Raw genomic sequence first — 20,872 nt, forward strand, 5'->3', positions numbered from 1 at the left:
TGGATTCCCCCAGCACCGCCCGAGGAGCGTCGAGCATGATCCCGGACCAAGCCCGTCACTGCCCCGAGTCGACCGACCCCACCGACAGCCGGAACGACCAGCACTTCCTCGCCTTCCTCGGGGCCACCGCCGACGCCCGCGCGACGGACATCCTGGAAAGCCGCGCCGACGACCTCACCCAACTCCGAGACCTGGGCAAGGCCCGCGCCGCCGCCCGCTCACTGCGCACCCTCACCTCCGTCCACGTGTACGGCGGATCGGCGTACCACCACGACAACACTCTGCTCGCCCCGCTCGAAGAACTGGCGGAAGCCGTCGCCGAGGAGCAGTTCGAGGACGGCCTGTGGGACCAGGGAGGCGCGCATTCCCCGCCGGACACCGCCTTCTCCGTCGTCGACCTCGCCATGGCGTGGGGCCTTCTCGACCAGGACGCGCACCCGTCCACCGAGCGGCTGCGGAGCACGGTCGGGCGGATCCTCCGCGCGGCGGGCCCCGGGCTCGCGACCGGTGGTGTCCACACGGCGAACCACCGCTGGCTGGTCTGCGCGGCCCTCGCCCGCACCCACTCCCACTGGCCCGACCCGTCCTACGTCCGCCGGATCGACGCCTGGCTCGCCGAGGGCATCGACCAGCTGCCGGGCGGCGAGTACAGCGAGCGCAGCCCCAACTACGCCGCGGCCGTCACCAACCCGGCCCTGCTGACGATCGCCCGCCTCCACGGACGCGAGGACCTCTACGCGAACGTACGGGCCAATCTGACCGCCGGCCTGTACCTCGTCGAGCCCAACGGCGAGGTGGAGAGCGTCCATTCACGGCGCCAGGACCAGACCGCGCTGCGCCACCTCCCCGAGTTCTGGCTCCAGTACCGGGAGTTGGCGATCCGCGACGGCGACGGCCGGTTCGCCGCGGTGGCCGCGCTCCTGGGCGGACGCGGCACGGACCAGACCTTCGGTGAGACCCCGGCCGGCGACCGGCTCGCCGAGGTCCTGGACCGTCCCGAACTGGCCCGTCACCTTCCCGAACCTGCCATGCCGCCCACGGAGTTCGAGCACCACGACGACGGCTGCCGGCTGGTCCGCATACGTCACGGTCGGAATACCGCGACCGTCTTCGGAGGCACGGACTTCCCCGAGGTCCGTGCCATCTCCTCGGGACTGTCCACCAACCCGACGTTCTTCAAGATGCGCAAGGGCGCGGCGATCCTCGACTCCCTGCGGCTGGCCCCCCGGTTCTTCTCCCTCGGCCATTTCCGCGCCGAGGGCCTGGAGCGCGACGCGGACGGATGGCGGTTGTACGCCGAGGTGCGCGGCGCCTATCACCAGCCGCTGCCACCCGGTCACCGGCGGCAGGACGGCGGCTACGCGCTCACCGACGACGGCCGCTTCTGGTCGGCGATGGACTTCCCGCACCGTGAGCGGGAGTACCGGATGCTCCGTACGGAGATCCTGCTCCGGGAGACGCCGGGTGGCGGCTGGGACCTGACCTGCTCCCAGACCGGGTCCGACGTGCCGTTCGCGCTGGAGCTGTGCTTCCGGCCCGGGGGCGAGCTGACCGGCGACGGCCTGGAGCGGGTCTCCGACGACACGTATCAACTCGCCCATGGCGAGGCCGCGTACACCGTGGGGGAAGATCACATCGTCTTCGGCCCCGGCAACGGCAGAGGCGGCAGGCAGCCACCGGTCGTCGACCCGGGCGAGCCCTACGCCTGGCTCGGCGGCTCCCTCACCCCGGACGGCATCCGCGTCCTGATCACCGGCCGTACACAGACGACGTACCGGCTGACGCTGCGCTGACCGCGGGTCCCCACTGTGTCCAGCGGCTACGGCGATCCTGTCCTCAACGCCGACTTGCCCGACCCTGACGCCATCCGGGTCGGCGAGACGTACTTCCGTTCTGCTGGGTGGGGCGGAACTGGGGCAGTGTCGGCGGGGTCGGCCTGGACGATGTTGGTCTGGATGCGGATGCCGGGTGCGTCGTCGAGCTGGACCTGGGCGATGACGTAGGGCAGGGAGTCTGTCCAGGCGGGGTGGAAGGCCTGGCGGATGACGGTCATCGCGTAGAGGGTGGCGCGGCCGGTGACCGGCTGCGCGGTCAGGGACTGCGACTGGCAGCTCTCGCAGACCGCGTCGGGCGGGAACTGCACATGGCCGCATTCCTCGCATGCCTGGACCGCCAGGCGTCCCAGGGCCGCGTTCTCCCAGTAGAACGCGGTGTACCGGTCCGGGACCGGAACCTGCTTGTCCGTCATCGCCACCTCCGACATCGCACCCGCGGTGACCCTTGCGGCCTTCTCGCCCACGGCGCTGCCGCGTCAGGCCACCCGATGCCCGCCGACGAGGGTCAGCCGGACGATCCGGGTGTCCAGGCAGTCGAGCGCCGCGCTCAACGAGGCGTGCAGCAGAACCAGATCCGCACGGGCTCCCACGTGGACGCGGCGCGGCGCATCGCCGGGCAGTTGTCCGGGGGAGAGGTAGCCGTCCAGCGCCTGGGCGGCGGTGAGCCGCTCCCTGGGGGCGACGACCGCGCCCGAGCGGGTGCGTCGCCGTACCGCCGCCCGCATCACCGCCCACGGATCGACCGGCCCGTACGGGGCATCGCTGGACAGCCCCAACGGAACACCTGCCGCGCGCAGTGAGGCGCACCGGTACAGCTCGTCGTGCTCGGATGCGGGGGTGCCGCGCAGGAAGTCGTCGCCGCGGTCGGCCAGGAAGCCAGGCTGGGTCACCACCCGCAGGCCGAGTCGGCGGATGCCGGGAATGACGTCGGCCGGTACGAGGGAGGCGTGTTCCAGGCGGTCTCCGGGCAGGCTGCCCGCCTCCTTGAGCGCGATCAGGAACAGCAACAGCGACTCCCTGGTCACGCAGTGCACGGCGACCGGCCGACCGGCCCGGTGCGCGGCGGCGACGGTTTCAGTCAACTCGTCGACGTCGGGCAGACCGGAGTCTGCGAGCACGATCTTCCAGGGACCGGCTTCGGGCCGGTTCGGACCGGGGGCGCAGTCCGGGGTGCCGCCAGGTCGCGGGGAGCCGCTGAGCGGTGCGCCCAGCAGCAGCACCCGCTGGCGCAGTTCGCCGCCGGCCGTCGCGGCGGAGATCGCCTCGACCGTGCCGGTGTCCAGCTCCGGGCTCGCATCGGTGACGGCCGTGATGCCATACCCGGCCAGCAGCAGGCTCAGCCCGGCCAACGAGGGCGGTCCGCCGCGCGGCAGCCTCGCGCGCAGCCAGTGGTCGGCCCGCCACAGGCGTCCCGTCGGGTGACCCCCGGCGTCCCGCTCGATACCGGGATGGTCCCCGCTGCCGAGTCCGACGGCCTCGGCGGCACGGGAGTTGAGCACCCACAGGGCGCCGCTGCGGTGTTGCAGCCGGACCGGAACGTCGTCGCGCAGCTGGTCGAGACCGGCCGCGTCCAGATCTCCGGCCGTGGATTCGTGGTAGCGCACGCCTCTGATCCAGCCGTGCCCATCCGGCCTCGCACGCCGCAACACCTGGGCGAGTCCCGCCCGGTCAGGCGTGGTGACGGGGTCGCAGGAGACGGACGCCAGGTCGGCGGCAGTGGCGAACAGATGGATGTGATGATCCGTCAGTCCGGGGAGCAGCGTGCCGCCGTGCGCCTCCACCACCTCCTCGGCCCGGTCCGCACGCGGCAACGACCAGCCCAGCTCCAACACCCGACCCTGCCCGATCCGGACGTCGAGCAGTTCCCCGTTCACCTCCGCACCGCGGATCAGCAGGCCGTTCACGGTGCGGCGATCCCGAGCCGTCGCAGTACCGCGCCGGTGTCGGCGCCCAGATCGGGCGCGGCGGCCCGTGGGGTCCTCGCGACGGGCGAGAGCACCGGAACCCGTTCCTGCCCGGTGTCCACCGCCCACCCGGTCCCGGCCCGTCGCATCCGCGCCCCAGGACCCGTCTCCACTCCTTCGAGGGTCGCCGCCACGACGTCCGCCATCGCCACGTCCCACAGCACTCCGCCCCCGCCCTCGGGCTCGGACAGGGCCAGCGCAGCGGCGGTCAGACCCGTGAGCGGGTCGGCGATCGCGTCCCCGCAGAAGACCGGCAGCCCCTGCTCGTCGCACGCCAGCAGGCCGCACGCGGCGGCCACGTCGTCACCGAAGCCGACTCGGTCCGAGGCCCGGCCGCGGGCGGTGATCGACACCCAAGTGCAACCGCGCTCCACCTCGGCCAGGGCGTCCAGTCCGAACCCGGCCAGCGCGCGGGGGCGCGACGCTTCAATGACGATGTCCGCCCTGCGTACCAGCGCGTGCAGGGCGGTGCGCCCGGCAGGGTCCGCCGGGTCGAGTGCGACCGAGCTGTGGCTACCGTGCAGGAGGTCGTAGAAGGTCCGGTTGCCCTGTCGGGCGCCGTCCGGACGAGAAGGGACCTCGACCTTCACCACGTCCGCGCCCGCGAGACCGAGCAGGTGCGCGCACAGCGGGCCGGCCCACAGCGCGCTGAAGTCCACCACCAGCAACCGCTCCACCGAGCGCGGCCTGCCTGGCTGCGGCGGCTCGGTGCAACGGCCCGTGCTGCCTGTGCCGTCCCCTTGCCGTCCGGGTGTTCTGATCGAGCCCGCGGCCAGGCTCAGCAGCGTTGCCCGCTCGTCCAGTTGGGCGCCGCTGTGTACGGCCAGCCAGGCGGCCAGCCGCTGCGGCAACCGCTCGTCGAGGTCGTGGCCGATCAGCGCGCTCCACAAGAGAGGGTCGTCCGGGCGGGCGGACGACACCGCCGCCCAACCGTCCAGCGTCGGCAGCAGTCGGCAACTGCCGCCGACGGACAGCTGCCCCCGGCGGCTCCCGCCGATGAGCGCCGCACGCTCGGACAGCAGCCGCGGTCCGTCGATCCGGACCGGGTGCCGGGAGCCCCGGGTGGCCAGCTCGACGCGGTCGGCCATCCGGTCCGCCCAGGAGGCGGCGGCGCCCGCGGGTAGGATCGGGGGGCCGGTACTGTGACCGGTCAGCGGCAGGACCCCGCTCCGCGCCCAGTCGCGTGCGGTCTCGGCGGAGGAGCCCGGGGACCAAGTGACCATGTTCAGGATGCTAGGCCAGGATGATGTTGACTCGCAGTGCGATCTCCGTGGCGGACTTGGCCGCAGGCGCGGCCCACGGGGACCTGCTCGCCGAGGGCGGCGTCGTGGTCGACCCGTTGCTGATGGTCGACCTGGACCGCTCCTTCGGCGGTACGGCCGTCCTCCGACGCGCCGTGGAGCGGGCCCAGGAGTGCGACCGCCTGCTCATCGGCGTCACCCGCGCCGCAGCGCCCTCGACCGCGTTGACCGAGGCGCTGGACCTGACGCTGGCACCGGCCGACGACGGGGATCGCCGTCTGGTCGCCGTCGAGGATCCTGACGCCGAGGCCCAGGTGCTCCACGGCCACACGCTCGGGAATCCGGAGGCGGCGGTTGTCCTTGGCCAGGTCCTGCGGGCCGGAGAGCGACTCGCGGTGCACCAGGCGCTGGACGCGGAGTCGCTCGCCTACTCCACACTGCTCGCCGGCGGGGGCTTCGCCCGCTGGCTGGCGGCTGGTGGCGGCCGGCCGGCGCCCCCGCCCGCGAGGGACGAGACCGTGCTGGTCCGCCGCGACGGCGACACCCTTCACCTCACGCTGAACCGGCCCGAGCGGCGCAATGCCTATGGTCGGGAGCTGCGTGACGCGCTCGTCGCGGCCCTGGACATCGCCCGGTTCGACGCGACAGTGGCCGAGGTCGTCCTGGACGGGAACGGTCCCTCTTTCTGCTCGGGCGGAGATCTCGGCGAGTTCGGGGTCGCCGCCGATCTGTCGACGGCGCACCTGGTGCGCACCCGTGGTGGCGCGGCTCGGTCGGTGCACGAGCTGCGGGACCGGATCACCGTGCGGATGCACGGCACCTGCGTCGGCGCCGGGATCGAGCTGCCCGCCTTCGCCTCCCGGATCGTCGCCGACCCTGGCACGGTCTTCCGGCTGCCGGAGCTGGGCATGGGGCTGATCCCGGGCGCGGGCGGCACGGTGAGCATCCCGCGCCGTATCGGTCGCTGGCGCACGCTGTACCTGGTGCTCAGCGGCTGCCCGCTCGACGCCGGGCAGGCGCTGAACTGGGGTCTGGTCGACGCGGTGGAACCGGTCGGTCCGCCGCCCGCCTGAGCGCGTGGCCCGGCCCGCGGCCCTTCCATGCTTGCCGAGCCGTCAGCAGCCCACCTTGGCAGTGGTGATCTCGGCCGACGCGTCGCAGTGACGGACATCGATCGGTGTGGAGGTGCGGAAGAACGCGCTGAAGTCCCCGGCGGCGGCGCGGAATCCAGCGCGGGCTGCCGCCGACATCGCCGGAGACGCGCGGCGCGGGCGGGATTCCGGAAAGGCCGGCCGCGTGGGTCGTGACGCGGAAGACGTGCTGAAGTCCCCGGCGGCGGGCAGGAGTTCGGCTTTCCAGGGGGCCGATGCCGGGCACGCCGACGGCCGCCCCGGCGGACCAGCGGGCCCGCGTTGCCGAGCTTCTCGATGTGCCGTGGATGCCGCGTGACCCGTGTCTGGAGCCGGTCCGACCGGCTCCAGACGCGGGTCACGCGGCGGCGTTGCGGTCAGGAGGCGAAGGGATCTCCCGGAATCTCCTCGGTCGTGAAGAAGATCGGAGCCCCGTACGAGTCATCGATGTCGGTGACCACGAGGTCCTCACGGAGCCTCTCGGTGCGGATGTTCTTACGCTTCAGCCAGCTCTCGACCGAGTCGAGGTCCGTCACCTTGAACCGGAGGCTGTAGATCATGTTGCCCCACTTCGCCACATGGCGGCCCAGGTCGGAGTGCTCCTCCAGCGGCTGTGCCAACTGGAGCAGGCAGTCACCGAGTTGTACCGTCTGGAAACGGGCCCGGAGGGCGTCGTCGATCCCTTGCTGGACCGGGACGGCTTCCATCACGTCGACGTAGGTGCTGACCGCCGACTCCAGGTCGCGCACGCCGAGGGTGACGTAGGAGAAGCGCTCGATCGTGAGCGGGTGGGACCGCCACATCTTCACCTGGGACGACCAGGTCTCCAGGTCGCGCGGGTCGTTGGGCATGTCGATCCGGCACATCTCGACCATCAGACCAGCGGTGTCGCGCGGGCTCGGGTAGAAGTACTGCGTCTCCGGGTCGAGCTTCTCGATCTTCCCGCCGCCCGGGGCTCCGATGTACACCCCCTTGGCCAGCAGCCGCTCCGCGAGCCCCGGCAGGTCGTCGACCTTGTAGCCGACGGAGTGCAGGTGTTCACCGAACTTGTTGTAGAACTTGCCGACCGGCTTGGCGCCGTCGGCAGGCAGGGCGGGGGCCATGGTCTCGATGCACACGTCACTGACCATGAAGAGGCCGGCGTAGCGGTCCTCGATCGGCAGATAGTTGGGCTCGTCGACGCCGAGGAAGTGGAGCCCGCCGAACACGTCCTCATAGAAACGGTTGAGCTTCTCCACGTCGTCCGACATGTGGATGACGTGGATCATCTGACCGATGCCGTGGCTGCCGGTCGTCTTGGCGATCTTCTGCATGGAGGGACTCCTCTTCCGAACCGGTTGGTATCGATTGCTGGTGTCTTGTGCGGCGGGTCGCCGCCCCGCCACCGCCGTCTTCTGCTTCTGCCGCCGACGTCCGATGCCCGATCAACTGGCGAAGAGGGCGCGAGCGGTCGCCTCGTCGGCTCGGCTGTCGCGTTCGCCCGGCGTGGCGGACGCCAGGGCGTCGAGCAGGGCTTCACGCACGGCGTCCACGTTCTCGGGCACGACGCGGTCGACAACCCCCCGGCGCAGCAGCGCGGCGGGCGTCATCTTCAGGGCGCGGGTCAGCTCGGGCGCCCGCCCGGCGTCGCGGTAGAGGATCACCGCGCCCGCTTCCGGGCCGATGACCGAGAAGACGGAGCCCTGGAGCAAGAGGAAACGGTCGGTGTGAGCAAGCGCCATGGCGCCGCCGCTGCCGCCTTCGCCGACGCACAGGCACACACTCACGGACGCCAACTCCGCCATCGCCAGGAAGGTGCGGGCGATCTCGCCCGCGACGCCCGCCGCCTCCGACTCCGGCGACGGGTCCGCCCCCGGGGTGTCGACGAGGGTGACGACCGGCAGCCGCAGCCGGCCTGCGAGCAGGATCGCGCGCCGCGCGAGACGGAATGCCCCCGGTCCTGGCAGCGCCGGGCGACCGGCCCCGGCGAATCTGTCCATCGCGACGACGACGGCACGCGAACCGCCGATCGTCGCGAGGCCGGCTCGCAGGGCCGGGTCGGAGCCGCGCAGCTCCACCCAGGAGTCGGTCAGCCAGCTCGCCCACTCCAGGCCGGACGGGCGTCGTGTGCCACGGGACCGCCGGAGGAGGAGATACGGGTCCGCCGGGACCGGCGTCGGGTCGGGCCCCTCGGCCCGGCCCTGCGGCAGCGCCAGCGGCGGGCCCGGGCGGGCACCGACCGCGGCGGCGAGCCAGCCCCACTGCTCACCGTTCGGTGTGAGGGCGTCGACCAGTCCGTGCCGGTGGGCCGATTCGGCGGTGTGCGACGTCGATGGCGGGAACTCGCCGGTCACCTGGGCGACGACGCGCGGCCCGCCGAACCCGATGGTCGCGCCCGGCACGGCGGCCCGCAGATCGGCCAGCGAGGCCCACGAAGCGTAGACGCCACCCGTGGTGGGGGAGCGGAGCACGGCGGCGGTCATCTGACCGGCGGCCGCGTGCCGGGCCGCCGCGGACGATGTCCGCGCCATCTGGAGCAGGGAGAGCATGCCTTCCTGGAGGCGTGCACCGCCGCTGGCAACCGTCTCGACGACCGGCAGCCGGCGCTCGGCGGCGCGGTTGAACGCGCGCACGATCCGCTCACCCGCGACCGCGCCCATCGTCCCGGTCTGCCGGCTCGCGTCGCACTCGATCCAGACGGCCTCGGAGCCGCCGAAGGAGACCACGCCGGTACGGACCGACTCGTCCTCGGACGCCGGCACGGCGTACCCCGCGAACCGGAGCGGATCCACCGAGCGCAGGTGCGTGTCCCACTGCTCGACGAGCGTGGGCGAGTCGGCCGTCCGGCTGCGGCCGGCCGTCGCCTCAGTCGTCATAGCGGTAGAACCCCCGGCCGGTCTTGCGACCCAGCCATCCGAGCCGGACGTACTGCTTGAGCAGCGGCGGCGGGAAGTACCGCGGGTCCTTGTACTCCTCGTACATCGACGCGGCCATGTCGTGGACGATGTCGAGGCCGATCAGGTCGCTGAGCCGGAACGGGCCCATGGGGTGGTTGAACCCGAGGCGGACGACGCTGTCGATCGACTCCATGTCGGCCACACCGCGCTCGAAGGCCCGCACCGCGTCGAGCAGGTACGGGACGATGAGCAGATTGCCCACGAAGCCGGGCACGTCGTTCACGACGACCGGGTTCTTGCCCATGGCCACGGCGAGATCGACCATGGTCCGCACGTGCTCCGCGGACGTCACCGGTGTCTTGATCACCTCCACCAGCTTCATCGCCGGGACCGGGTTGAAGAAGTGCAGCCCGACGACCCGGTCAGGGCGGCTGGTCGCGGCGGCCAGGATCACCAGGGGAATCGTGGAGGTGTTGGAGGCGATGAACGTGTCGGGTCCGACCAGGCCGTCGATCTCCCTGAGGACGCCCTTCTTGAGCTCGACGTCCTCGAACACGGCCTCGACCACCAGGTCCGCATCGGCCACCCGTGCCAGCTCGGTGGTCACGCTGAAGCGGGAGACGGCCTCGCGTACCTGCGCGGGGGTGATCCTGCCCCGGGCGGCGGTGGCATCGAGCCCGGCTTCGACCCGCAGCCGGGCCGCCTCGGCATCCGGCTCGGTGCGTTCGACCCCGACGACTTCGATGCCGGTCTGAGCGGCCACCTGGATGATGCCGGCACCCATGGTGCCGCAGCCGACCACCGCGATCTGCTTGATCTGCACTGATTCTGCCTCCTGGTTCCCACTGGCCGAGCCGCGGCGAACGGCTGCGGGTCCGCATCGGCTGGACGCCCATACGGTATCTGCAACAGTAAGTACTACCGTATCTCTGATCAGGGGAAGGCGTCGAGTGCTGTCGCATGTGATCGAGCACATGTTCATCGGCCCCGCCAGACAGGTCGTCGGGCGGGGCCGATGCGGATCCGGACAACGAGCGTGCGGGGTCGGCTCAGCTGCTGCGCGGGAAGTCGTAGAACCTCCGGGCGTTGTCCTCCAGCAGCTTGTGCACCTCGTCCTCCGGGATGTCGAGCGTCGACTCGGCGAGGATCTTCCTGGTGTTCGGCCAGTTGCTGTCCGAGTGCGGGTAGTCGCTCTCGAACATGATGTGGTCGACGCCGATCCGGTGGCGCGCCTCCAGTCCGGCGTCGTCGGAGATGAAGCAGCCGCCCAGGTGACCGCGCGCGAACAGCTCACCCGGGCTGACCTCGCGGTTGACGTCGTTGTACCAGCGGTGGCGCTCCCAGGTGTAGTCCAGGCGCTCCAGCAGATACGGCATCCAGCCGATACCGCCCTCGGAGAGCGCCATGCGCAGGTTCGGGAACTTGTGGAACACGGGTGACAGCAGCAGTTCGGCCATCGTCGTCACGGAGTTGAGCGCGAAGAGGGAGATCCCGACGACGAAGTTCGTGCTCATGCCCTCCGGCGACACCGTCGGTGATCCGCCCGAACCGAAGTGCAGGGACAGCGGGATGCCCGACTCGTTGGACAGGGCGAGGATGGGATCCCAGTGGTCGGTGTGCCAGGAGGGCAGGCCGATGCGGTCCGGCAACTCGGGGAAGGTGTAGGACTTGGCGCCCAGCGGGGCCGTGCGGTTGAACTCCCTGACCGACGCCTCGACGTCCCAGTAGGGAAGCGTGAGCAGCGGTATCTGCCGTGCGGGGTCGTACGCGCACCACTCGTCCAGGATGAAGTCGTTGTAGGCGCTCACGCAGGCGGCGGCCAGTTCGAGGTCCTTGGACTTGGCGAACGTGCTGCCGGCGAAGCCTCCGAAGTTGGGGAAACACAGCTGGGCCCACACGCCCTCGGTGTCCATGTCCTTGATCCGCCGGGACACGTCGTAGCACCCGGGCAGCATGTCGTCGTAGGAGCGCGGGTCCATGCCGAAGTCCCTCGGATCCTTGCCGGCGACGGCGTTCAGGGCGAAGTTGCCGGCCTTCGCACCCTCGTAGATCCACCAGTCGTTGCCGTCCTCGGCGCGCTCGATGCGGGGAGCGACGTCGGCGTACTTGCTCGGCACCCGGTCCGTCCAGACGGTGGGGTGTTCGATGACGTGGTCGTCGACGGAGATGATCTGAAGGTCCTCGGGCAGCATGGCGCCTCCTTGCGCTTGCGATCGAAATGCTTCTCGCAATGCTTACGGTATAGTCATCTACCCGATAGGTCGACACCTGGGCGCAATGTCTTGGCAACGTGCGCGAGGGGCTACGGGTGGCGCCGCCCTCCGTGCGGTCGCGGCACCGATGGCGCCGTGACCGCACGACAGGGCATGTGCGCGGGTACGCCCGGTTCAGCGGACCTCGATGACGACCGCTCCGGCCTGGCCGCCGCCGGCACACATGGCGGCGACGCCGATGCCGCCGCCGCGCCTGCGGAGTTCGTGCGTCAGCGTGGTCAGCATGCGGGCGCCCGATGCCGCGACCGGGTGTCCCAGGCTGCATCCGCTGCCGAAGATGTTGACGAGCTCCTCGTCGAGACCGAGCAGTTTGCACGCCGCGGCCGGGACCGAGGCGAAAGCCTCGTTGATCTCCCACAGCGCCACATCGGCGATCGACAGACCGGCCCGCTGGAGCACCTTCGGAATCACCTCGACGGCGCCCATGCCGGTACGGCGCGGCGCGACACCCGTGGCGGCCCAGGCCCGCACGGTCGCCAGGGGGGTCAGCCCCTGCGTCTGGGCAAGCTCGTCGCTGACCACCGCGAGTGCGGCCGCCGCGTCGTTCACCCCGGCCGCGTTCCCGGCGGTGATGGAGAAGCCCTCGATCTCCGGGTGCAGGGGCTTCAGCGTGGCGAGCTTCTCCGGAGTGGAATTGCGGCGGGGGTGCTCGTCGATCGCGAAGTCGACGACCGAGCCGTCCCGGCGGGTGACCTTGATCGAGGCGATCTCGTCGGCGAAGACGCCGGCGTCGATGGCCGCGACGGCACGCGCGTGCGACCGGAAGGCCCAGGCGTCCAGCTGCTCACGGGTGAGCCCGGCCTCCTGGGCGACATTCCAACCGGTGCTCAGGGTGACGTCGTCGGTCGCGTCCGCCGTGTAGGGGAACGTCGGCGCGATGCGCTCCTCGAACCGGTCGACCGTACCGGGCACGCGCCACACGGTCTTCGGGGCCAGTGACGAGGACTGCGCCCCGCCGGCGATGACGGCCTGGTCCATGCCGGCCCGGACCGAACCGGCGGCGATGCCGACGGCGGTCAGGCTGCCGGCGCAATGGCGGTTGACCGCCTGGCCGGCGACCTCGGTCATACCCAGGGAGACGGCGGCGTGGCGGGCGAGGTCGCCGCCGCCGTACATGGATTCGGCGAGGACGACGTCGTCGAAGCTCTCCGGTGCGAGACCGGACCGCTCGATGGCCTCCGCGACCACGTGACGTGCGAGTTCCTCGGCGCTGGTCTCGCTCAGCGTGCCCTTGTGGGCGGTTCCGATGGCGGTGCGGACGGCACTGACGATCACGGCTTCGGGCATGGCCCACCTCACAGCGACAGATCTGGGACTTCCTGCCTCGGTGGCTCCGCGATGCGGCGCGCGAGGCGGGAGTATGGTGCTCGTAATGCTAACTGTATAACCTACGATAACCAATATGAGAGGGCTGCTTTCCCCTCTCACCAGATCCCGGGACGGGCCCAACCAAGGAGGACCTCATGGAACTTGCGGGTGCATCCGCGATTGTCACCGGCGGCGCAGGCGGCTTCGGCGAGGCGACGGTGCGGCGCCTCGTGGCCGCGGGCGCCAAGGTGGTCATCGCCGACATGGCCGAGGATCGCGCCAAGCAACTGGCCGACGACCTCGGCGAGAACGCCCGATTCGTGCACACGGACGTGACCGACGAGGCGTCGGTGTTGGCGGCGATCCACGCCGCCAGGGAGCTCGGCCCGCTGCGCGCGGCGGTCGTGGTCCATGGTGGCCCGGCCGCCGGCGCCCGGATCGTCAACCGCGAGGGGCAGCCCTACCCGGTCGACACCTTCCGGCGTACGGTCGAGATCTTCCTCACCGGCACCTTCACGGTGCTGAGCCGGGCGGCGGCGGCCATGGCCGAGAACGAGCCGCTCGACTCCGGCCAGCGTGGCGTCGTGATCACCACCGCCAGCATTGCAGGTTACGAGGGGCAGGTCGGGCAGTCCGACTACTCCGCCGCCAAGGGAGGGGTGATCGGCCTCAACCTCACCGCCGCCCGCGACCTGGCCCCGCTGGGCATCCGCGTGATGAGCATCGCGCCGGGCACCTTCTTCACCCCGGCGTACGGCATGCCCGAGGCGGAGGCCCAGGCCAAGTGGGGCCCCGGGGTGCCGAACCCGAAGCGGATGGGCCACGCGGACGAGTACGCCCGGCTCGCGCTGCACATCGTCGACAACGACTACCTCAACGGCGAGGTCATCCGGATCGACGCGGCCCAGCGGTTCAACGTCAAGTGACATCGAGAGCAAGGGCCGGCCGGCGAGTTCTCCGCCGGCCGGCCCTTGCTCGTGTGCGCGTACCGTCCGGTGCCCGGAACTCAGCGCCCCTGCCAGACCGGGGCCCGCTTCTCGGCGAAGGCGCGCGGACCCTCCACCGCGTCGGCCGAGCCGCTCACACGGGCCAGTTCCTTCGTGGTCAGCTCCCACAGCGGAGCATCCGCGGGCCGCTGGGAACCCTGGTATCCCAGCGCGATCCGCTTGGTGGCCTGGACGGACAGCGGCGCGTTGGCGGCGATCCGCCCGGCCAGCTCGACCGCGGCTTCCAGTACGTCCGCGGCCGGCACCACGCGGTTCACCAAATGCAGTTCGAGCGCCCGCCGCGCACTGATCGGGTCACCGGTCAGCAGCATCTCCAGGCCGACACGCTGGGGTAGCTGGGCCGCGAGCCGGAAGGCGCCGCCGGCCCCGGCCACGAGCCCGCGCTTGACCTCGGGCAGACCGAACGACGCCGTGTCCGCGGCCACCACAAGGTCACTGGCCAGGGCCAGTTCGGTTCCCCCGCCGATCGCCGCGCCATTCACCGCCGCGATCGTCGGCTTGCCGATGTAGTGACCGACGTATCCGGCCAGCCCCCACAGCTCGCGGCCCTCGGGAATGATCCGCTCTCCGCGCAGGATGGCCTTGAGGTCGGCTCCGGCGCAGAACGCCTTGTCGCCAGCGCCGGTCAGCACGACCGCGCGGACGTCGTCGTCGTGGTCCGCCTCTTCGAGGGCGTCACCCACGCCGAGGCAGACCGCTTCGTTGACCGCGTTGCGGGCGTCGGGGCGGTTGATGGTGATGACCATCACGTGCCCACGCCGCTCGACGAGAACGGGGTGCTCGGCGGACGCCTGCCCGGTGGTGCTCGGCTCGCTCACGAATCCTCCTCCTGGTCACGGACAGCCCCGACGGGCCCTGCGGCTGCCGGGGGCGTACAGAACATATAGAAAGCATTACGGTAACTCTAACGGCAATCTCGGTAGTAGTGCCGGTGGTCGCGCTGACACCGGTGCGGTTCACCCGAACCGCACGACCGCCTTGCCGGGGGCGAGCCTGGATCCGTCCGCCGCCTCGGTCCACACGTCCACCGTCGCGGTGACAGCGCCGTCGGCCTTCTCGACGCCGGTCACCACACCGCGGGCGGTGACGGTCATGCCCTTCGTGTTGGCCCCGCGGAACTGGCACGAGAGGCTGATGATCCGTCCGCTGTCGCCCATCCACGCCCGCAGCGCGTTGTGCAGGTAGGACCACTGGAGGTTGCCCATCCCGAAAGCGGTCGGGTACCCGGCCGCACGGCCGGCCTCGTCGTCCATGTGGATCGGCACGAACTCGTCGTTGACAGCCGCATAGCGGTTCCAGTTCGCGAAACCGGTCTCTCTGGTGAACGGCCCGATCTCGTCGCCGATCCCGACCTTGTCGCCTGACGTCGCAGTCTGCACGTCGGTTCTTCCCTTCAGTAGCGAATGAGCGTCGACACGGTCCGCTTGACGAGCCGGCCGCTCTGATTGGTCCAGGTCTCCTCGGCGCTGCTGAAGAGCATCAGGCCCAGCCGTCCCTCGCGCTCGGTGTAGGGCCCGAGGCACCGACTGCTGGTGATCACGTCGCCGGGGCGCATCCGGTCGCCGTACTCCACCGACATGCCGCCGTTGAGCTGGAACGTCAGTCCGGGCCCGGGTACACCGGCCTGGATCTCGGTGTTGTCGGGGTCGTTGGGATCGGGGACCGCTTCGGGATTCCGGGCCCAGGTCTCGGCGCACGACCAGGCGAACGGGTTGAACTCCTCGGGCGCGACGATGCCCCCGTGGACGGTTCGGCGGGCGTACTCCTCGCTGAGGAAGAGCTGCGGAGCGGGCTCGGGCCAGTACACCGCTAGGGCCCATCGGCGGATGTCGGACGTGCTCACGGGGTGGCTCACCTGCCGGGCGAGCTCGACGCCCACAGCGGCCCGCATGGCCGCCGAGATGCTGCTGTCAGTCATGGTGCTCCTCGCGAACCGGACGGAAGGAACGGCCCGGGGGCCGTGGCGGGTGGTGGGTTCTCACGCCAACCGCTCGATGAACTGCCTGAGTTGGCGGATGTTGCGGCACTCGACGACGTCGTCGCAGTGGGGCGCGTACTGGTCCATGACCGAATCGCCGCTGCCCCACGCCGCGCGCGGTTCCGGGTTGAGCCAGTAAACCCGACCGGCGCGCTGCCGGAGCGCCGACAGCGACTCCACCGACGGCGAGCGGTAGTTGGTCCGCGCGTCGCCCAGGACGACGACGATGCTCCGGCTGCCGACCTGCGTACCCCACTGGTCCCAGAAGCCCCGGAACGCGTTGCCGTAGTCCGACCGCCCGTCGAGCCGGACCCCGCTGCCGGACTCGTCGATCCGGCGCGCCGCCTCGACGGCGCCGTCCGAACCGGCGAGCAGATCGGTCACCTCGTCCGTGCCGTCGACGAAGACGAAGCTGCGCACCACCCGGAACTGCGTGCGCAACGCCTGGGCGAGTTGCAGGGTGAACCCGGCGAACGTGGCGACGGATCCGGAGATGTCGGCGAGCAGGACCAATTCCGGCTTGGCCGGGCGCGGCGGCCGGAACGCCAGCCGCACCGGCGCCCCTCCGGCCGAGAGCGACTCGCGTACCGTACGGCGGAAATCGAGCGGACCCCGCCGGGCGCGTCGGCGCGTCGCGCTCAACCTGCCCGCCAACTGGGCGGGCAGCGGTGCCAACGTGGCGCGCAGCGCGGCCAGTTCGGCCGTCGACGCGGTCAGGAAGTCCAGGTCCTCCGGCAGCGCACTCCGCAGGGAACGCGCCACGGCGGCGGCCCCCCGGTCCTCGACGAGGCGTCGGCGCACCTCGGTCTCGATCTCCTGCCGGAGCCGTTCGACGCGCTGGTCCGCCTCCTCGGCCGCCAGCCGGACCCGCAGGCCGGACGCCGGGGAGCCGTCGGCCCCGCCACTGAGCCCGGCCAGTCGGTCGCGCAGGTCATCCGGCTCGACGGCACGGAACGTGCGCTGCACGGCGAGCGTGCCGGCCACCGGTTGACCGGGCCGGATCCGGGCGTGCCGGTCGACCAGTTCGGCGGTCACGGCGCGCAGGCCCAGATCGTCCCGCTGGTCGAGAACCCGCACGAGCAGGTCGCGCAGCTCAGTGTCACCGGCCCCGGCGAGCCGTGCGGCCAGTCGGCCGCGGACCGGCGTGCCGTCGGCGTCCGGTGCCGGTCCTCCGTCCTGACCGGGGCGCGGCCCGGGGGAGAAGAACAGGTCGAAGACCGTGTCGAAGGCGCGCCCGTGCCGGTGGCTCTTGACCAGCGTGGCGGCCAGGGCGGCTTTGAGCTGGTCCGGCTGGAGCGGGTCCGTGTACTCCAGGCTCCGGACCGCGTCGATGCTCTCGCTCGTCGACACCGGCACACCGATCTGCCGCAGTTCGCCGATCAGTCCTTCGACCGCGGCCAGCACCGCTTCGCCTGCCTCCTGAGGCGCCCTCGGGAGTCGGCCGGGCCCGGACGGGCCCGGCCACGGCGGCCCGGAGTGCGCTGTCGCGACGGTCATGACGGAACCCGGCCGAGTTCGCGCGTCGCGAGTTCGATGTCGCTCTGGTGCTTGAGCAGGACCGGGAGGGCCGCGACCACGTCGGCCGGGTCCAGTTCCGAGGACTCGAACAGGAGCAGCGCCCTGGCCCAGTCGATCGTCTCGGAGACGGAGGGCTTCTTCTTGAGTTGCAGGCCGCGCAGCGAGAGCACCACCTGGGTGAGCTGCGTCGCGAGGTGCTCGCTGATGCCCGGCACGGCGGAGCGGACGATCTCCCGTTCCCGCTCGGCGCCCGGATACCCGATGTGCAGGAAGAGGCACCGGCGCTTCAGCGCGTCGGACAGCTCGCGGCTGTTGTTGGAGGTGAGCAGTACCAGGGGCCTGCGGCGGGCCGACACGGTCCCCAGTTCGGGGATGGAGACCTGGAAGTCCGAGAGGACCTCCAGCAGCAGCGCCTCCGTCTCGATGTCGAGCCGGTCGACCTCGTCGATGAGCAGGACGACGTCGTCCTCGGATCGGATCGCTTCGAGCAGGGGGCGGGCCAGCAGGTACTCCTCGCTGAAGATGTCCCGCTCCAGCGCCTGCCACTGCTCAGCGGCGGCGTCCCGTGAGGCGTGGATCCGCAGCAGCTGCTTGCGGTAGTCCCACTCGTAGAGGGCCTTCGACTCGTCCAGGCCCTCGTAGCACTGCAACCGGATCAACCGTGCCCCCGTCACCCGGCTGAGCGCCTTCGCGAGCTCGGTCTTGCCGGTGCCCGCGGGACCTTCCGCGAGCAACGGTTTGCCGAGTCGGCCTGACAGGAAGACCGCGCCGCTGATCTGCGGGTCCGCGATGTATCCGACGGCGGCTAGCCGGTCGGCCACGTCCAGGGGCGTCGTGAAGCGGTGGCCGGCGCTGCCGTCGTACTCGTCTGCTGCGGGCATGCCTGTCTCTCCCCAGGGGCCGCTCGCGGTGGTTCTGGGGAGCCCGTTCCCGTAGCTCCCGAGCGTTCCACCGACGGCTCGGTTGGTTATACCGTATGTCTTCCAGTAGTGATTCAAGTTAGCCTTACGGTAATTCGTTTGACAAGGCTCTTCGGCCGGTGGTCGACTGGCCCCGGACAAGCGTCGAGCGGTGCGTGGACGCGCACCGCTTCCAAGGCCCTGCCGCCAGGGCAGCCTCCGCCGGAGCCGGCGGCCGCAGCCGGTGGGTTTCACGCGTGCCCCTGGCCCCGATCGCCCGGCACCGTCGGCCGCGAAGGTATGAGCGCCGCGAGGCGCTGTGAAACGACAAGGGAGTCCGCATGGATCTAGTGCTCTCGGCAGACCAGAAACTCTTTCGGGCCACCGTGAAGGGCTTCCTGGAGAAGGAGGCTCCGCTCACGAGGGTGCGGGAACTCGCGGACACGTCCACCGGATTCGACCGCGACTGGTGGAGCCGGGCCGCCGAGCTCGGCTGGACGGCGATGCTCGTCTCCGAGGAGCTCGGGGGCGGCAGCGTCTCGGGGGACGGCCTGCTCGATCTCGCCATTGTCGCCGAGGAGTTCGGCCGTGGCGTCGGCCCCGGCCCGCTGCTGGCGACCAACATCGTGCTGGCCGGTCTGGCCGCGGCCACCGACGGACCGGACCACTCGCACATCGTCGAAGCGCTCGTTTCCGGCGAGAGCGTCGCCACCTGGGCGGTCTACGAGCCGGGCGGACAGTGGTCCCCGCTGACACCCGGCTTGACGGCGAAGGCAGAAAGAGACGGCTTCGTACTCGACGGCGTCAAGGACCGGGTCGAGCTTGCCGCGCAGGCGGACCTGCTCCTGGTGACGGCGATGACCGAGCAGGGGCCGACCCAGTTCCTGGTGTCGGCGGACGCGGCCGGGGTCTCGGTCGAGGCGTCCCGGAGCCTGGACCTGGTCCGGCGCTTCGCGGAGGTCCGCTTCGCCGGTGTAGAGGTTCCCGGGTCCGCCGTCGTCGGCCTCGTCGGGGGCGCGGAGCCGCTCGTCGAGCGCCAGCTCCAGGTCGCGCTCGTGCTGCAGTGCGCCGAGACCTGCGGGGTCCTTGAGCGGGTGTTCGAGTTCACCACGCAGTGGGCCTTCGACCGCTACTCCTTCGGACGTCCGCTGGCCTCCTACCAGGCACTCAAACACCGGTTCGCCGATATGAAGACGTGGATCGAGGCGTGCCAGGCGACCACCGGCGCGGCCGCGCATGCAGTCCAGGACGGCACCGAGGACGCGGCCGAGCTGGTGAGCGTGGCCAAGTCCTATGTCGGGAGCCGCTCCACGCAGATCCTCCAGGACTGCGTCCAGATGCACGGAGGCATCGGCGTCACCTGGGAGCACGACCTCCACCTGTATCTCCGGCGAGCGACGGTGAACCGGGCCCTCTACGGGACGCCCGAAGAGCACCGCCTGCGCATCGCCGACATCATCGCGCCGTCAGAGAGGAAGACGTCATGACCGACAGCACTGTGGAGGCCGTGGAGTCGTTCCGCCTCAGGGCCCGCTCCTGGCTGGCCGAGAACATGCCGCGGGTCGACGTCGACGCCGTCCCGCCGCCGCCCGGGGACGACGACGCCGAGTGGGTCCGTACCCGCGAACTGCAGAAGAAGCTGTACGCGGGCGGGTTCGCGGGCATCTGCTTCCCTTCGGAATACGGCGGCCTGGGTCTCACCCCGGAGCACCAACGGGCGTTCACCGAGGAGTCCGAGGGCTACGAGATGCCGCTGCTGCTGAACGTTCCCACGTTCAGCATCTGCGCGCCCACGATCATGGACATGGGTTCGGAGCAGCAGAAGCGCGAGCGCGTCTCCGCGGCGATTCGCGGCGACGAGATCCTCGTGCAGTTCCTGTCGGAGCCCAGCGGCGGTTCGGACCTCGCCGGCCTGGTCACTCGGGCGGACCGCGACGGGGACACCTGGGTGCTCAACGGAGCCAAGACGTGGAGCACGTGCGCCTACGCCGCGGACTACGCCCTGTGCCTGGCGCGCACCGACTGGGACGCGCCCAAGCACCGGGGACTGACGATGTTCCTGGTGAAGGTCCATCAGCCCGGGATCACGATGCGCCGTATCACCCAGGTGAGCGGGTCGACCGAGTTCTGCGAGGAGTTCTTCGACGACCTCGTCCTGCCCGCGGACGCGGTGGTGGGCGAGGTCAACGGCGGATGGGCGGTGGCCTCCCGGCAGTTGTTCCACGAGCGGACGGCGGTGGGCGGCGGTTCGCCCTTCACCAGCGGCAAGGGCACCGGGCGGGTCAGCCAGCCCAAGCCGGACCTCGTCCAGATCGCCAATGCGTCCGGCCGGAGCGCCGACCCGCGGGTGCGCGAGATGCTCGGTGAGGGGCACGCGCTGGAGAAGGTGCAGGAGCAGTTGATCCGTCGCGTCAGCATCGGCCTGGAGACCGGTCAGATGCCGTCCCCGGCAGCCTCGATCATGCGGCTGGCCCACGCCGAGACCGACTGGCGCGTCGACGACCTGGCACTGGAGATCGCCGGGGGTCTGGCCGTCAGCGGCGAGGGTCCCGGCCGGGTCGGCGACAACTTCCTCATGCGCCAGGGCGCCAGCCTCGGCGGAGGCAGCACCGAGATGTCGCGGAACATCATCAGCGAGCGCATCCTCGGGATGCCGCGCGAATACGCGGCCGACCGCGATGTGCCGTTCAGTCAGGTCAAGCGCGGCAGCAGCTGACACGAGCCGCCGGAACGCGGTGGGGGGGGGGGGGGGGGGGGGGGGGGGGGGGGGGGGGGGGGGGGGGGGGGGGGGGGGGGGGGGGCGCGGCCGCGGCGGCCCGCGCCGGGGGGGGGGGGGGAGTGGG

18 protein-coding genes are annotated in these 20,872 nt (G+C 71.2%); 5 read left to right on the forward strand and 13 right to left on the reverse strand.

What is annotated here, in order from left to right; genetic code table 11:
- The first annotated feature begins 35 nt into the window (after positions 1-35).
- Entirely contained in the window at positions 36-1,793 is a 1,758-nt protein-coding gene (locus ACGFY9_RS22545) for a hypothetical protein (RefSeq protein WP_393756652.1), read from the forward strand.
- Positions 1,794-1,819: 26 nt separating this feature from the next.
- Here ACGFY9_RS22545 and ACGFY9_RS22550 read toward each other — a convergent pair whose 3' ends face one another.
- From ACGFY9_RS22550 to ACGFY9_RS22560, 3 genes are all read right to left on the reverse strand, one after another.
- Positions 1,820-2,248 carry a Zn-ribbon domain-containing OB-fold protein gene (locus ACGFY9_RS22550; RefSeq protein WP_393756654.1) on the reverse strand — a complete coding sequence of 143 codons (429 nt, stop codon included), beginning with the start codon at positions 2,246-2,248 and terminating at the stop codon, positions 1,820-1,822.
- 63 nt (positions 2,249-2,311) lie between these two features.
- The gene (locus tag ACGFY9_RS22555) at positions 2,312-3,739 is read right to left on the reverse strand and encodes an amidohydrolase family protein (protein WP_393756656.1); all 1,428 of its coding nucleotides are present in this window, start codon (positions 3,737-3,739) and stop codon (positions 2,312-2,314) included.
- A complete protein-coding gene (locus ACGFY9_RS22560; protein ID WP_393756658.1) occupies positions 3,736-5,022 on the reverse strand; it encodes a CoA transferase in 1,287 nt (428 codons plus the stop codon). The genes ACGFY9_RS22555 and ACGFY9_RS22560 overlap by 4 nt, the downstream gene beginning before the upstream one ends.
- Before the next feature lie 23 nt (positions 5,023-5,045).
- Between ACGFY9_RS22560 and ACGFY9_RS22565 the strand changes: the two genes are divergently transcribed.
- Positions 5,046-6,113 (forward strand): enoyl-CoA hydratase/isomerase family protein, encoded by a 1,068-nt coding sequence (locus ACGFY9_RS22565; protein ID WP_393756660.1) that lies wholly within the window; start codon positions 5,046-5,048, stop codon positions 6,111-6,113.
- A gap of 434 nt (positions 6,114-6,547) precedes the next feature.
- Here the strand turns inward: ACGFY9_RS22565 and ACGFY9_RS22570 are convergent, their stop codons facing one another.
- From ACGFY9_RS22570 to ACGFY9_RS22590, 5 genes are all read right to left on the reverse strand, one after another.
- Entirely contained in the window at positions 6,548-7,483 is a 936-nt protein-coding gene (locus ACGFY9_RS22570) for a VOC family protein (RefSeq protein WP_393756662.1), read from the reverse strand.
- A 111-nt stretch (positions 7,484-7,594) separates the two neighbouring features.
- Positions 7,595-9,025 carry a carboxyl transferase domain-containing protein gene (locus ACGFY9_RS22575; RefSeq protein ID WP_393756664.1) on the reverse strand — a complete coding sequence of 477 codons (1,431 nt, stop codon included), beginning with the start codon at positions 9,023-9,025 and terminating at the stop codon, positions 7,595-7,597.
- Positions 9,015-9,869 (reverse strand): 3-hydroxyacyl-CoA dehydrogenase family protein, encoded by an 855-nt coding sequence (locus tag ACGFY9_RS22580; protein WP_393756666.1) that lies wholly within the window; start codon positions 9,867-9,869, stop codon positions 9,015-9,017. The genes ACGFY9_RS22575 and ACGFY9_RS22580 overlap by 11 nt, the downstream gene beginning before the upstream one ends.
- Before the next feature lie 226 nt (positions 9,870-10,095).
- On the reverse strand, positions 10,096-11,238 hold the full coding sequence (locus ACGFY9_RS22585) for an amidohydrolase family protein (protein WP_393756668.1): 1,143 nt from the start codon (positions 11,236-11,238) through the stop codon (positions 10,096-10,098).
- Between the two features lie 195 nt (positions 11,239-11,433).
- Positions 11,434-12,606, reverse strand: a complete 1,173-nt coding sequence (locus tag ACGFY9_RS22590) for a thiolase family protein (protein WP_393756670.1) — start codon at positions 12,604-12,606, stop codon at positions 11,434-11,436.
- Between the two features lie 176 nt (positions 12,607-12,782).
- Between ACGFY9_RS22590 and ACGFY9_RS22595 the strand changes: the two genes are divergently transcribed.
- Positions 12,783-13,553: an SDR family NAD(P)-dependent oxidoreductase gene (locus ACGFY9_RS22595; protein ID WP_393756672.1), complete on the forward strand. Its 771-nt coding sequence runs from the start codon at positions 12,783-12,785 to the stop codon at positions 13,551-13,553.
- A gap of 80 nt (positions 13,554-13,633) precedes the next feature.
- Here ACGFY9_RS22595 and ACGFY9_RS22600 read toward each other — a convergent pair whose 3' ends face one another.
- The 5 genes from ACGFY9_RS22600 to ACGFY9_RS22620 form a co-directional block, all read right to left on the reverse strand.
- Positions 13,634-14,452: a crotonase/enoyl-CoA hydratase family protein gene (locus ACGFY9_RS22600; RefSeq protein WP_393756674.1), complete on the reverse strand. Its 819-nt coding sequence runs from the start codon at positions 14,450-14,452 to the stop codon at positions 13,634-13,636.
- A 138-nt stretch (positions 14,453-14,590) separates the two neighbouring features.
- Positions 14,591-15,013, reverse strand: coding sequence for a MaoC/PaaZ C-terminal domain-containing protein (locus ACGFY9_RS22605; RefSeq protein WP_393756676.1), 423 nt, complete (start codon positions 15,011-15,013; stop codon positions 14,591-14,593).
- Positions 15,014-15,027: 14 nt separating this feature from the next.
- Positions 15,028-15,552: a MaoC family dehydratase N-terminal domain-containing protein gene (locus tag ACGFY9_RS22610; protein WP_393756678.1), complete on the reverse strand. Its 525-nt coding sequence runs from the start codon at positions 15,550-15,552 to the stop codon at positions 15,028-15,030.
- Between the two features lie 60 nt (positions 15,553-15,612).
- Positions 15,613-17,109, reverse strand: a complete 1,497-nt coding sequence (locus tag ACGFY9_RS22615; protein WP_393756680.1) for a VWA domain-containing protein — start codon at positions 17,107-17,109, stop codon at positions 15,613-15,615.
- Positions 17,106-18,011, reverse strand: coding sequence for an AAA family ATPase (locus tag ACGFY9_RS22620; RefSeq protein WP_393756682.1), 906 nt, complete (start codon positions 18,009-18,011; stop codon positions 17,106-17,108). Before ACGFY9_RS22620 ends, ACGFY9_RS22615 begins: the two co-directional genes overlap by 4 nt.
- A 359-nt stretch (positions 18,012-18,370) precedes the next feature.
- Here ACGFY9_RS22620 and ACGFY9_RS22625 point away from each other — a divergent pair, with 359 nt between their 5' ends.
- Both ACGFY9_RS22625 and ACGFY9_RS22630 read left to right on the forward strand, forming a co-directional pair.
- Positions 18,371-19,516: an acyl-CoA dehydrogenase family protein gene (locus ACGFY9_RS22625; protein WP_393756684.1), complete on the forward strand. Its 1,146-nt coding sequence runs from the start codon at positions 18,371-18,373 to the stop codon at positions 19,514-19,516.
- Positions 19,513-20,745, forward strand: a complete 1,233-nt coding sequence (locus ACGFY9_RS22630) for an acyl-CoA dehydrogenase family protein (protein WP_393756686.1) — start codon at positions 19,513-19,515, stop codon at positions 20,743-20,745. The genes ACGFY9_RS22625 and ACGFY9_RS22630 overlap by 4 nt, the downstream gene beginning before the upstream one ends.
- Positions 20,746-20,872 lie beyond the last annotated feature (127 nt).

The sequence above is a fragment of the Streptomyces sp. NPDC048504 genome (assembly GCF_043200035.1).
In the GTDB taxonomy this organism is placed as follows: Bacteria; Actinomycetota; Actinomycetes; order Streptomycetales; family Streptomycetaceae; genus Streptomyces.

Coding starts and splice junctions, on each gene's coding strand:
- ACGFY9_RS22545 (WP_393756652.1), top strand. CDS start 36: ATGATCCCGGACCAAGCCCGTCACTGCCCCGAGTCGACCGACCCCACC.
- ACGFY9_RS22595 (WP_393756672.1), top strand. CDS start 12,783: ATGGAACTTGCGGGTGCATCCGCGATTGTCACCGGCGGCGCAGGCGGC.
- ACGFY9_RS22565 (WP_393756660.1), top strand. CDS start 5,046: ATGTTGACTCGCAGTGCGATCTCCGTGGCGGACTTGGCCGCAGGCGCG.
- ACGFY9_RS22590 (WP_393756670.1), bottom strand. CDS start 12,606: ATGCCCGAAGCCGTGATCGTCAGTGCCGTCCGCACCGCCATCGGAACC.
- ACGFY9_RS22615 (WP_393756680.1), bottom strand. CDS start 17,109: ATGACCGTCGCGACAGCGCACTCCGGGCCGCCGTGGCCGGGCCCGTCC.
- ACGFY9_RS22570 (WP_393756662.1), bottom strand. CDS start 7,483: ATGCAGAAGATCGCCAAGACGACCGGCAGCCACGGCATCGGTCAGATG.
- ACGFY9_RS22620 (WP_393756682.1), bottom strand. CDS start 18,011: ATGCCCGCAGCAGACGAGTACGACGGCAGCGCCGGCCACCGCTTCACG.
- ACGFY9_RS22560 (WP_393756658.1), bottom strand. CDS start 5,022: ATGGTCACTTGGTCCCCGGGCTCCTCCGCCGAGACCGCACGCGACTGG.
- ACGFY9_RS22550 (WP_393756654.1), bottom strand. CDS start 2,248: ATGACGGACAAGCAGGTTCCGGTCCCGGACCGGTACACCGCGTTCTAC.
- ACGFY9_RS22630 (WP_393756686.1), top strand. CDS start 19,513: ATGACCGACAGCACTGTGGAGGCCGTGGAGTCGTTCCGCCTCAGGGCC.
- ACGFY9_RS22585 (WP_393756668.1), bottom strand. CDS start 11,238: ATGCTGCCCGAGGACCTTCAGATCATCTCCGTCGACGACCACGTCATC.
- ACGFY9_RS22610 (WP_393756678.1), bottom strand. CDS start 15,552: ATGACTGACAGCAGCATCTCGGCGGCCATGCGGGCCGCTGTGGGCGTC.
- ACGFY9_RS22625 (WP_393756684.1), top strand. CDS start 18,371: ATGGATCTAGTGCTCTCGGCAGACCAGAAACTCTTTCGGGCCACCGTG.
- ACGFY9_RS22575 (WP_393756664.1), bottom strand. CDS start 9,025: ATGACGACTGAGGCGACGGCCGGCCGCAGCCGGACGGCCGACTCGCCC.